Source organism: Neobacillus sp. BF23-41 (assembly GCF_041106275.1).
In genome coordinates, this window is sequence record NZ_JBGBPR010000001.1 from 212,475 (window position 1) to 224,697 (window position 12,223).

10 protein-coding genes are annotated in these 12,223 nt (G+C 39.7%); 1 reads left to right on the forward strand and 9 read right to left on the reverse strand.

Annotation, left to right across the window (positions count from 1 at the left end; all coding sequences use genetic code 11):
• The 9 genes from fmt to AB7942_RS00960 form a co-directional block, all read right to left on the reverse strand.
• Complete coding sequence (gene fmt, locus AB7942_RS00920; protein ID WP_369445470.1) at positions 1-939, reverse strand: methionyl-tRNA formyltransferase; 939 nt, start codon at positions 937-939, stop codon at positions 1-3.
• Positions 936-1,421, reverse strand: a complete 486-nt coding sequence (gene def / locus AB7942_RS00925) for a peptide deformylase (protein ID WP_369445471.1) — start codon at positions 1,419-1,421, stop codon at positions 936-938. The genes fmt and def overlap by 4 nt, the downstream gene beginning before the upstream one ends.
• Before the next feature lie 115 nt (positions 1,422-1,536).
• Positions 1,537-3,948 (reverse strand): primosomal protein N', encoded by a 2,412-nt coding sequence (gene priA / locus AB7942_RS00930; protein ID WP_369445746.1) that lies wholly within the window; start codon positions 3,946-3,948, stop codon positions 1,537-1,539.
• On the reverse strand, positions 3,935-5,158 hold the full coding sequence (gene coaBC, locus AB7942_RS00935) for a bifunctional phosphopantothenoylcysteine decarboxylase/phosphopantothenate--cysteine ligase CoaBC (RefSeq protein WP_369445472.1): 1,224 nt from the start codon (positions 5,156-5,158) through the stop codon (positions 3,935-3,937). Before coaBC ends, priA begins: the two co-directional genes overlap by 14 nt.
• 202 nt (positions 5,159-5,360) lie before the next feature.
• Positions 5,361-5,579, reverse strand: a complete 219-nt coding sequence (gene rpoZ / locus AB7942_RS00940; protein WP_088086339.1) for a DNA-directed RNA polymerase subunit omega — start codon at positions 5,577-5,579, stop codon at positions 5,361-5,363.
• Positions 5,579-6,196 (reverse strand): guanylate kinase, encoded by a 618-nt coding sequence (gene gmk / locus AB7942_RS00945; RefSeq protein ID WP_088086338.1) that lies wholly within the window; start codon positions 6,194-6,196, stop codon positions 5,579-5,581. The genes rpoZ and gmk overlap by 1 nt, the downstream gene beginning before the upstream one ends.
• A gap of 11 nt (positions 6,197-6,207) precedes the next feature.
• Entirely contained in the window at positions 6,208-6,471 is a 264-nt protein-coding gene (gene remA / locus AB7942_RS00950) for an extracellular matrix/biofilm regulator RemA (protein ID WP_026566410.1), read from the reverse strand.
• A 60-nt stretch (positions 6,472-6,531) separates the two neighbouring features.
• Entirely contained in the window at positions 6,532-7,407 is an 876-nt protein-coding gene (locus AB7942_RS00955) for a YicC/YloC family endoribonuclease (protein ID WP_088086337.1), read from the reverse strand.
• 106 nt (positions 7,408-7,513) lie between these two features.
• Positions 7,514-10,192: a calcium-translocating P-type ATPase, SERCA-type gene (locus tag AB7942_RS00960; protein ID WP_369445473.1), complete on the reverse strand. Its 2,679-nt coding sequence runs from the start codon at positions 10,190-10,192 to the stop codon at positions 7,514-7,516.
• Positions 10,193-10,422: 230 nt separating this feature from the next.
• Between AB7942_RS00960 and AB7942_RS00965 the strand changes: the two genes are divergently transcribed.
• Entirely contained in the window at positions 10,423-12,132 is a 1,710-nt protein-coding gene (locus AB7942_RS00965; protein WP_369445474.1) for an Rqc2 family fibronectin-binding protein, read from the forward strand.
• Positions 12,133-12,223: the final 91 nt, after the last annotated feature.

The window sequence follows — 12,223 nt, forward strand, 5'->3', positions numbered from 1 at the left end:
TTATTCTCCCAGCTTGGTGCCTATTGAAATTTTTGAACCCCTTAAAAATTGTTCACTCATCATTTTTGTTTTTCCAGAGGGCTGAAGCTCAATGATTTTGATTGACGTTTCATTACCGGTTGATACCGAAAAGCCATCCGATTCTATATTAATAATTGTTCCGGGTACTTCCATTTTCTGTCCAGATACCTTTTCAGCTCGCCATATCTTTAAGACCTGACCATTCAAGGTTGTAAACGCAACTGGCCATGGATTTAGAGCACGGATATGATTAAAAATTTCTTCACCTGTTTTTGTCCAATTAATTTTTTCTTGTTCTCGCTTAATATTGGCAGCAAATGTGGCTTCTTCATTGTTTTGAGGCTTAGGCGTCAGACGGCCTTCCAAAAGAAGCGGCAAGGTTTCTGCCAACAATTTAGCCCCGGCTGTACTTAATTTAATGTGCAATGTACCAACATTGTCCTCTTCAGCAATTGGGACTTCAATCCTTGTTAAAATATCCCCAGCATCTAATTTTTCAACCATATACATGATGGTAACACCTGTTTTTAGTTTCCCTTGCATAATTGCATAATGAATAGGAGCACCACCACGTAGTTCTGGGAGCAGGGATGCATGAACATTTATACAACCGTATTTAGGCGCTTCTAACAGCTTATTGGGTAGGATTTGCCCAAAAGCAGCAGTAACAATTAAATCTGGATTCAAGGAAAGGATTTTTTCAAGTTCTTCTTCTTGACGGATTTTTTCTGGTTGAAAGACAGGAATAGAATGTTTCAAGGCTTCTACCTTAACCGGGGGAGGTGTTAAAATCTTTTTTCTTCCCACTGGTCGATCTGGTTGTGTAACTACTCCAATGACATCATATCCATCTTTAATCAGTTGTTGTAAGATTGGCACAGAAAAATCTGGAGTACCCATAAAAACAATTTTGGTCATTCAACTTCTACTCCTTTTAACTCATCTTCCTCGAGATATCTCGTCACTTTAGATGTAAATAAAATCCCGTCCAGATGATCGATTTCATGTTGAATCGCCCTTGCTAGGAATTCTTCTGCTTCTAATGTGTATTTTCTTCCTTTTCGATCAAATGCTTCAATTTTAACAAAATTGGGCCTTGTCACTTCACCAAATAATCCAGGGAAACTTAAACAACCTTCTGGTCCAGTTTGTTCACCGGATGTTTCTAATATTACTGGGTTAATCATTTCGATTGTCCCTAATTCATCATCGATATCAACAATTGCGATGCGTGCTTCCAATCCAATTTGCGGAGCAGCTAGTCCCACCCCATCATATTCAATCATCGTGTCATACATATTATCAAGTATTTTTGCAAGCTTTTTATCAAACTTAATCACTGGCTTGCAAGTCTGCTCAAGTATCTCAGCAGGGTAATTTATTACTTTGAGTATAGGCAAATTATTTCCCCCATTAATTCCATTCTTATATAGGCGTTTTAAATTTATTAATTGCTTACATTTTCACCAAAAATGCGAAATAATAACCTTAATGACCAGGTTACCTTTGGCTAACTTACATTAATATAAATGGATTTACATCTATTGAAACCAATAAGCCGCTTTTAGTATCTTTCTGGTGTTGATCCAAGATGGTTTTTAACATTTTTGTCAAGTTCGGTTCCCGCTTGTATTTTATCAGACATTGATAGCGATATCTATTATTAATCCTAGGAATCGGCGAGGCTGCGGGTCCTAAAACGACGGCATCCTTTGAAACCTGCGAACGTACATAATTAACAATTTTCTCTGTCGCTGTAACGACAGTCATCAACTGGTCATGACTGACTGTTATGAGTGATAGATAATAGAAGGGTGGATAATGATGGGTTTTTCGAATCATCATTTCTCTTTGGTAAAAGAGATCATAATCCTGTGTTCCTGCAAGTTCGACACTATAGTGTTCAGGGGTGTAGGTCTGAATGATGACCTCCCCCGGCAATTGATGACGTCCCGCTCTTCCGCTTACCTGTGTTAATAATTGAAAGGTTTTTTCAGACGCACGGAAATCAGGTAAATGCAGCATCGTATCAGCCGAAAGGACACCAACTAAGGTGATATTTGGGAAATCCAGCCCTTTTGCAATCATTTGAGTCCCGAGGAGAATATCTGCTTTGCCATTCTGAAAATCAGTTAATAATCGTTCGTGTGAGCCCTTTCGACCAGTTGTATCAACATCCATCCGAATAACCCTTGCTTCTGGGAGAATTTTACCAAGCTCGTCCTCGACCTTTTGAGTACCAGTCCCAAAATACCGAATATAATCACTGGAACACTCCGGGCATTGCTTTGGAACATGGCTTTCATACCCGCAATAATGGCATTTCATTTGTTCATTTACTCGGTGGTAGGTAAGCGATATGTCGCAGTTTGGGCAGTTCATCACATAACCGCAGTCCCGGCACATCACAAATGACGAATGACCCCGTTTATTTAAAAATAAAACAGATTGTTGTTTTTTTTCTATTCGGTCCTTAAGCATATCAAAAAGCTTACGTGAAAACATTGACCGATTTCCGTCACGAAGCTCCTCACGCATATCAATGATCTCTACTGAGGGCAGGGTTTGATTATTCATCCGGTTAGGGAGCGATAATAGATGATACACCTTCTTTTGAGCCCTGGCAAACGACTCGAGTGATGGGGTAGCGCTTCCGAGCACTACCGGACAGTTATACGTTTTAGCTCTTTCAACTGCAACATCCCTAGCATGGTATCGAGGCATATCCTCCTGCTTATAACTTGTTTCGTGCTCCTCATCAATAATAATAATTCCTAAGTTCTCAAATGGGGCAAAAATCGCTGATCTTGCTCCTACAGCTACTTTTACTTCTTTACGTTGAATCTTTCGCCACTCATCATATTTTTCTCCAGCTGACAAACCGCTGTGCAAAACAGCCACTAAGTCCCCAAATCTCCCTTTAAAACGATTCACCATTTGGGGAGTTAGTGAAATTTCTGGTACAAGCACTATTGCTTCCTGTCCTCTTTCAATAACTTCTTGAATGGATTGGAGGTAAATTTCGGTTTTTCCGCTTCCTGTTACACCATAGAGCAAGAATACCTCATGTCGTTTTGATTCAATCGCGTTTAGAATCGGCCCAATCACGGTCTGTTGAGAATTTGTTAATGGTAAGGGCTTTGTTCGTTTAAAGGTCCTATGTTCAAACGGATCGCGGTAAACCTCCATTTCATACTCAGTAAGAAGTTTCTTTTCTACAAGTGCCTTAACAGTTGAGGATGTCGTATTTAATTCAGCGACAAGCTGCCTCAATTCGACTGGTTCGAAATGATTGATAAAATAGCTCAATACTAGTTTTTGCTTTTCAGCTTTTGCTGGAAATCGGGCTACTTCATCTTTCAATTCAGCAAGCGATACAAGTGGGCGGACAAACTTACGCTGTTTCTTTTTGACCTTCTCCTTAACCATGTAAAGGACTTCAAGTTTACCTTTTGCTGCTTCCTTTTGTAATAAGGGAACCACTCCATTATTCAAAGCATCTTCCCAGTCAATTATTGGATTATTTTCAAAAAGAGTTTGAAGGGGTTCTGATAAATCAGCAACCTCCACCCCTGCAGTAATCTTCACTTTTTTTTCGTATTTAGCTTTTAACGCGGCTGGAAGCATAACCTGAAAAGCAAAGATTTTAAAACAAAGTGTATTCTCAGTTAGCCAGTCACCCAGGTCAAGTAAATCCTTATTTAAGATTGGCTCAAGATCCATAGGCTCGATAATTTCTCTTAATTTTTTAAATTCAGATTGTGTTTTAAGCGATGTGACAAATCCTTGGATTTTTCTCGGACCAAACGGAACGATTACCCTCATGCCCGGCTGGATTGTTCCCCACCACTGCTCTGGAATTAAATAATCGAACGCTCTATCCGTTTGTTTTGCCGGTACATCCACAATCACACTAGCTATTTCCATTTTCATCCATATCCTTCAATAGGGAAGTAATTTCTTCGATAATCCTTTTTGCTACATCACTTTTTGACATAATCGGTAAATCTATATTTGAGCCAGACCGTTTGAAAAGTGTGACAATATTTGTATCTGTCCCAAACCCAGCCCCTTCCGCTTTCACATTGTTTGCAACGATCATATCCGCATTTTTCGCATTTAATTTTTTCCTTGCATATTCTTCAACATTTTCCGTTTCAGCTGCAAAGCCTACAAGCACTTGGTTCTTCTTTCTCTTACCCAACTCAAGCAGGATATCTTTCGTTCGTTCCAACTCAATACTCGAGTCACCTGCTTGTTTCTTTACCTTATGATCATATGCAATTTTTGGACGGTAATCGGCAACGGCGGCTGTTTTAATGACTACATCCGCTGAGTCATAATACTTCAATACTGCATTATACATTTCTTCAGCGCTCTCGACCTTCACCACTTCCATACCTAATGGAGCTGGCAACCCCACCGGTCCCGAAACTAATACAACATGGGCACCTTGTTTTTTTGCCTCAACAGCAAGGGCATAACCCATTTTCCCTGTTGAATGATTGGAAATAAAACGAACAGGATCAATCTTTTCCCGTGTTGGCCCAGCTGTAACCACAACTGTTTTTCCATTTAAGGTTTGTTGGAATTGATCGGTAAAAAATTGATGTACAAGCTGGACAATTTTTTCCGGCTCTTCCAATCTGCCCTTTCCTACATATCCACAGGCAAGATAACCTTCACTAGGTTCAATAAATTGATATCCGTACTCAGCCAATATTGAGAGGTTCTTTTTCACAGCAGGATGGTCGTACATATGCACATTCATCGCAGGGGCAATCCAGACTGGTGAGGTTGCTGCAAGCAGGACCGTTGTTATCATATTATCGGCGATTCCACCAGCTATTTTTCCAATCGTATTTGCTGTAGCAGGCGCAACAAGGATTAAATCTGCCCAATCAGCTAAATCAATATGGGCAATGACACGTGGATTTTTTTCGTCAAAGGTATCAACATATACTTCATTACGGGATAACGCCTGAAAAGTTAATGGCGTAACAAATTTCTGTGCAGATTCACTTAAAATGACTTTTACATGAGCACCAGCCTGAACAAGCTTACTTGTTAGTGCAGCTGCCTTATAGACGGCGATTCCGCCTGTAACACATAATAATATTTTTTTATCCTGTACCATTATTGGATTCCCCCGCTTCTCGTCCATTTCACTCTTTCTTTATTATGCTAGAATGAATGCAATTTTTCACCTTTTTCCACTCGTAATTCGACAAATTCTACATAACGAGAATAACCAAAATAAAAAAGGCTGACATGTAAGGATTTCCCCTTTTGTCAGGCCTTCTCTCAGAAATTTACTGTCAATTAATACCTATTTAAGACTACTCAGCAGATGTGTCTGCTTTTTTAGAAATTCGGTAGGTTAGTTCACCGCTATATATTTCCTCTAGTGCTTTTCCAACATGTTTATGGGAAACGTATTTTGGCAATCTTTCATCTCTTACCTGGGACATCACGCGAGCGCGCTTCGCAGCTACGGAAACAAGCGAGTATTTCGAATCAATTTTCTCAAGCAGCGAATCAATAGAAGGATATAACATTATAATTCAACCTCCAGCAATTTTTTATAGCGGTGTTCAACACGTTCTCTGCGGCAATGCTCCGCAGTAACAATGGATTTCACGCGTTCACAGGCGTGCTCCACTTGATCATTTTCAACAACATAATCATATAATTCCATCATTTCAATTTCTTCGCGAGCTGAAAGCAGGCGGTTTTGTATAATGTCATCTGTTTCCGTTCCTCTTGTTACAATCCGGTTCTTTAGTTCAGATAAACTTGGCGGCATAAGGAAAATAAATAAACCTTCAGGGAACTTTTCTCGTACCTGACGGGCACCCTTTACTTCAATCTCTAAGAAGACGTCTTTTCCAGCATCCAAAGTGGAACGTACATAGTCAACAGGGGTACCGTAATAATTCCCGACAAATTCGGCATACTCTAACAATTTGCCTTGTTCAATTAATTGTTCAAACTCTTCTCTTGACTTAAAGAAGTAATCCACTCCATCAATCTCCCCATCTCGTGGTGAGCGGGTTGTCATCGAAATGGAGTATTCAAAAGCTGTATCCGGATGGGAAAAAATTTCTTTCCGAACAGTTCCTTTTCCAACCCCGGAGGGCCCAGAAAGTACAATCAGCAATCCTTTTTCCTGCATTTTCAGAAATCCTACCCTTCATCAATTATTTCATCACGATCAGCTAAGCGGTGCGCTACCGTTTCAGGTTGTACAGCTGATAGAATAACATGATCACTATCCATAACAATCACCGCTCGTGTCCGCCTACCGTATGTGGCATCAATTAATGCTCCCCGGTCCCGGGCATCTTGAATAATTCTTTTTATTGGAGCAGATTCAGGGCTGACAATTGAAATAATTCGATTGGCAGAAACGATATTTCCAAATCCAATATTAATTAATTTTATCGACATGGGACTCATCCAATCATTAATAATATATTTTGACCGTCTTAAACAGTTTCTAAACAAGGATCACTCGATATTTTGAACCTGTTCTTTTAGCTTCTCAAGTAGACTTTTAATATCTACAACCTTTTTAGCAATGTTTGAATCGTTTGCTTTTGAACCAATGGTATTTGCTTCTCTGTTCATTTCCTGGACGATAAAATCCAATTTTCTTCCAATTGGTTCCATACTCTCAAGGGTTTGCAAGAATTGTTGAAAATGGCTTTTTAATCGTGTGACTTCTTCATTTATATCTGCTTTATCAGCAAAAACGGCTACTTCCGTCAAGATCCTCGTTTCGTCCAATTGCCCATTAACAAACTCTTCCATTCTTTTTGTTAACCGCTCTTTAAAGGATTGAACAACGAGAGGAGCAAATTTCTGGAGTTCAAAAACATGTGATTCTAATTGAGATAAAATGGCGAGCAAATCCTTTTTTAATTCTTCACCTTCTGCCATCCGCATTTGTGTTAAATACTTGGCAGCTTCTTCTGTTGCAGCCAGAACTAGATTATCAAGCTCTTCATTGCCAGCTTCACTTTCTTCAATATGTAAAAGTTCACTTCTACTTAGCAAATTCTGAAGTGTTAACGTTCCTTCAACATCATATTTTTCACGAGCCTGTTTGATAAATTGATAATACTCATCAAGCAGTTTCCAATCCACGTGGACTTTGCGGGTCACGACGCCTTCACCCTCTAAGCTAACATAAACTTCTACCCTTCCACGGCGGATATACTGATTAAGTTTCTTTTTCATTCTATCTTCTATTTTTAAAAGCTGCCTTGGCATGCGGATATTCATTTCACAGAAACGGTGGTTCACTGTTTTTACTTCCACATTGACAGAGAAGCAATCTGATTCTGTTTTAGCTCTTCCAAAGCCTGTCATACTTATAACCATTTTGTGCACATCCAATCTTCTGAAAAATTGATCGGCTAGCTATATTTTTCAAAAAAGACAAAAGGTAATAGAGTGGAATCTATTACCTTTTGGATTATAACACACTTTATTTTGTTTTTCTTAACAAAAATGACCCTGCTAGTAAAAAAGTTGGTATCGATGATAATCCAACAATCAACAGCCAATCCTTAGCTTCTACCGGCAGTGTGTGAAAAATAGGCTGTAATGGCGGGTAATAAATAACGACAAACATCAATGCAAGTGAAGATAAAACTGCCCAAACAAGGTACTGATTTCCGAAAGGATTTCTCGAGAGCACTGATTTCTCACTGCGGCAATCAAACACATGAATCAGCTGAGCCATGACAAGTGTTGCAAAGGCAACGGTTTGTGCATATTGCAACTTGGCAGGATCGTTATTGTAAACAATCATAAAGGATAGTAATGTTACCAGCCCTATTAAGAAGCCACGTGACACAACCTTCCAGCCCAGCCCTCGCGAGAAAACACCTTCATTTGGACTGCGGGGTTTACGTTTCATTACATTTTCTTCAGGTCGATCGAGCCCAAGTGCCATAGCCGGCAACCCATCAGTAACCAAATTCACCCAAAGGATTTGGATAGGAATAAGCGGCAGTGGCAGCGCTAAAACCATTGCAAACAACATGACCAAAATTTCACCAACATTAGAAGCCAACAAGTATCGAACAAATTTACGAATATTTTCATAGATATTTCTGCCTTCTACTATCGCAGCCTTGATCGTGGCAAAGTTATCATCCAACAATATAAGAGAGGAAGCTTCTTTGGCGACATCTGTCCCGGTAATCCCCATTGCGACTCCAATATCAGCGGCTTTAATAGCTGGCGCATCGTTCACACCATCACCCGTCATTGCGACAATATGTCCGCGATTTTGTAATGCTTTGACAATTTTCAGTTTATGCTCTGGTGAAACCCTAGCAAAAACTGAAACATCATCGACTATTTCTTCAAGCTCTTCGACTGTCATTTCAGATAATGCATTCCCATCAATGACCTTGCTTTTATTCGTTATAATTCCAAGTTGGGAGGCAATCGCTTTTGCAGTGATGACATGGTCACCGGTAATCATGACAGTTTTAATACCTGCTTCTTTACATTCCTTTACAGCCTTTTTCACTTCAGGTCTCGGCGGGTCAATCATTCCCTGAATACCAATAAGCGTTAAATTTTTCTCAGCTTCTCGTTCACTTAAAATAATCGTATTAGCCTGTATTGGTTTAAAGGCAATCGCGATCGTTCGAAGTGCCTGTGATGCGAGTCCATTTATTGCCTCCTGAACCTTCCCTTGTGTCTCTTTATTTAAAAATTGTGTCCTCTCGTCCCAAAGAACGGATTCACTAATATCTAAAATGACGTCAGGTGCCCCTTTTGTGACAATAAAATGCCGTCCCTGCTTGTCTTTAACGTGAACACTCATCATTTTTCTGGTTGAGTCAAATGGGAATTCATTTATGATCGTAAACTCGTCTAATAATTTGGGACGATCAAAACCTGCTTTCATTGCACTTACCAACAGCGCCCCTTCGGTTGGGTCTCCGTCAAGAATATAATCATCATCCTTAATGACTAAATCTGAATGATTACATAACATCCCAAAAATCAGCATTTGTTGCAATGCCTTTTCATCTTTAGGATTAATATTGCGTTCATTTCTATAGAAATTTCCTCGCGGCTGATACCCTACCCCATCAACTGTCCAAGTTTGACCCCCACTCCATAAATGGGTAACCGTCATTTTGTTTTGTGTCATTGTTCCCGTTTTATCTGAACATATGACCGAAGCACAGCCTAGTGTTTCTACTGCGGGCAATTTCCTGACAATGGCATTTTTCTTAATCATTTTTTGCACACCGAGGGATAATGCCACTGTCACGATAGCCGGCAGCCCTTCAGGTATGGCCGCAACTGCAAGAGAAACACCTGCTAAAAACATCTCATATATGTCGTGTCCTCGCAAAACTCCAACCACTACAACCAGAACAGTTAACAGTAAAGCTACTGTAATTAGTATTTTTCCCAACTGCTCTAAGCGGCGTTGCAATGGAGTATCTTGCGCCTCTGCATTTTGAAGCAAATCTGCAATTTGTCCCATTGCTGTTTTCATACCTGTTGCAATGACGACTCCTATCCCGCTTCCCCTCGTAATCATCGTACCCATAAATGCGATATTCTCCATATCTCCTATGCCAGGGTTAGGGTTAGTCAGGATTTCTATATGCTTGGAAACAGGGACGGATTCTCCTGTAAGCGCTGATTCTTCAATTTCTAAACTTTTTGACTCAATCACACGGACGTCGGCACCGATGCGGTCCCCACTGACAAACTTCAAAATATCCCCTACCACAATTTCCTTCGAAGGAATTTTGATCCACTGACCATCCCGGAGCACAGAGACCTGTGGTGCAGATAATGCCTTTAATGCCTGAAGTGATTTCTCTGCCCGCCTTTCTTGAAAAAAACCAAGAAAGCCATTGATAATTACGATGGCAATAATAGCAATGGCATCAATATATTCGCCAAGCAATCCTGAGATTAAGGTGGCTGCGAGAAGAACTAAGACCATAAAATCCTTAAATTGACTAAAAAATAAGAGTAAAGCTGATTGCTTTTCTCCTTCGTCCAACTCATTTAGTCCGTGCAAGTTAATTCTCTTTTTTACTTCTTCCTGTGATAATCCAGAAGAAAAGTCGGTTTCTAGAGACTTTTCTACTTGTTCTATCTGCATTTCATGGAATTTCATCCGACCATCTCACTTCCCCCTTTAAATACATATAAATACCTGCTCTAAAGAAAGCTTATTCAGGGTCGTCCAAAAAAATGCTATGATATAGTGAAAGATAAATTAGAGAATAAATGGAACCCTATTGATTGGAGCGGAAATCAACGGGCACGTTTAACAGAGCAAAAATAAGACAGTATTTTTTTAGTAGGATATAATAAATTCAATGATTGTAGTAAAGGATGTTTTCCATGTCATTTGATGGTTTATTTACAAAAGCAATGGTCGATGAACTTGTTCGTTCCTTAAAGGGCGGACGGATCAATAAGGTTCATCAACCCTATAAAAATGAAGTAATTCTCACTATTCGTGCGAATGGAGTTAATCAAAAGCTGCTTTTATCAGCACACCCAAGCTACGCGCGGGTCCAATTCACGAATGAAGCTTACGATAATCCTAGTGAAGCCCCAATGTTCTGTATGCTGCTTAGGAAACATATTGAGGGGTATATTTTAGAGGATATATATCAAGTAGAAACAGACCGGATGATAGTACTAGAAATAAAGGGCAGAAATGAAATTGGCGATATCAGCTATAAACAATTAATTATTGAAATTATGGGCAGACATAGCAATATCGTCCTGGTTGATAAAACACGAAATGTCATTCTTGATAGTATCAAACATGTCTCCTTTGCCGTCAATAGCCACAGGGCCATTTTGCCAGGACAGCCTTATGTATTTCCGCCAGAACAGAATAAGCAAAATCCGTTTCATTCGAGCGAAGATGATCTATTAAGAAAAATTGATTACAATGCAGGAAAACTCGACCGCCAATTAGTTGAGCAATTTGCAGGGATCTCTCCCCTTTTTGCCAAGGAAGTTATATTCCAAAGTGGTCTTGCCAATCGTTCTACAATTCCAGGAACGTTTAATCGTATGATTAAAAAGGTGGAAACCGGTGAGATTTCTCCTTCGATTATATCGTCGGGCGGTAAGGACGCTTTTTACTTATTTCCCCTTGAGCATCTAAAAGGAGAAATAAAGACCTTCCCCACACTAAGTGAAATGCTTGACCGTTTTTATTTTGGCAAAGCGGAAAGAGACCGGGTCAAGCAGCAAGGAAATGATATAGAACGATTTATTCAAAATGAAAAAGAAAAGAATGAAAAGAAAATTAACAAACTGAAGGCAACTCTGAAAGAAGCAGAAAAGGCTGATCAATATCAACGCTCTGGCGAGTTGTTAACTGCCAATTTATATGCTGCTAAGAAAGGGATGCGTGATATTGAAGTTCTCGATTATTATGATGAATCGGGTGGAACGATATTAATTCCGCTTGACCCCAGAAAGACACCATCTGAAAATGCCCAAAAGTATTTTTCAAAATACCAAAAGGCAAAAAATGCAGTTGAAATTGTCGTTGATCAAATTGAAAAGGCACAAGTCGAAGTAGCTTATTTTGATAATTTACTACAGCAGGTACAAGCTGCCTCACCAAAGGATATTCAAGAGATTCGTGAAGAATTAGTTGAGGGTGGCTATATCCGCGAACGGCAGAAAAAGAAATTGAAAAAGGCTCAGAATGCTAAACCAATTTTAGATCACTTCTTATCTACAGATGGGACGGATATCATCGTTGGAAAAAATAATAAACAAAATGACTATTTAACAAATAAGCTGGCAGCAAGGGATGAGATTTGGCTGCATACGAAAGATATTCCCGGCTCACACGTGGTGATTCGCAGCAAGGAACCATCTGATGAGACGATTCGGGAGGCTGCCGTTTTAGCCTCTTATTATAGTAAAGCGAGGAATTCAAGCTCTGTTCCTGTCGACTTTACGAAGGTCCGGTTTGTTAAAAAACCTAGCGGTGCAAAGCCTGGATTTGTGATTTACGACAATCAACAGACGGTTTATGTAACGCCGGATGAAGAATTGGTGCTTAATTTGAAGAAATAGAAGGAAAAGAGGGCACCCGGTAGAACTTGGATGCCCTCTTTTTCTATTTATCAGCGGATATTACCTGTTTATCGGCGAATTTCACAATTCT

Excerpts from the sequence above, each read along its gene's own strand:
- fmt (WP_369445470.1), bottom strand. The coding sequence starts at position 939 with ATGACCAAAATTGTTTTTATGGGTACTCCAGATTTTTCTGTGCCAATC.
- priA (WP_369445746.1), bottom strand. The coding sequence starts at position 3,948 with ATGGAAATAGCTAGTGTGATTGTGGATGTACCGGCAAAACAAACGGAT.
- coaBC (WP_369445472.1), bottom strand. The coding sequence starts at position 5,158 with ATGGTACAGGATAAAAAAATATTATTATGTGTTACAGGCGGAATCGCC.
- rpoZ (WP_088086339.1), bottom strand. The coding sequence starts at position 5,579 with ATGTTATATCCTTCTATTGATTCGCTGCTTGAGAAAATTGATTCGAAA.
- gmk (WP_088086338.1), bottom strand. The coding sequence starts at position 6,196 with ATGCAGGAAAAAGGATTGCTGATTGTACTTTCTGGGCCCTCCGGGGTT.
- remA (WP_026566410.1), bottom strand. The coding sequence starts at position 6,471 with ATGTCGATAAAATTAATTAATATTGGATTTGGAAATATCGTTTCTGCC.
- AB7942_RS00955 (WP_088086337.1), bottom strand. The coding sequence starts at position 7,407 with ATGGTTATAAGTATGACAGGCTTTGGAAGAGCTAAAACAGAATCAGAT.
- AB7942_RS00960 (WP_369445473.1), bottom strand. The coding sequence starts at position 10,192 with ATGAAATTCCATGAAATGCAGATAGAACAAGTAGAAAAGTCTCTAGAA.
- AB7942_RS00965 (WP_369445474.1), top strand. The coding sequence starts at position 10,423 with ATGTCATTTGATGGTTTATTTACAAAAGCAATGGTCGATGAACTTGTT.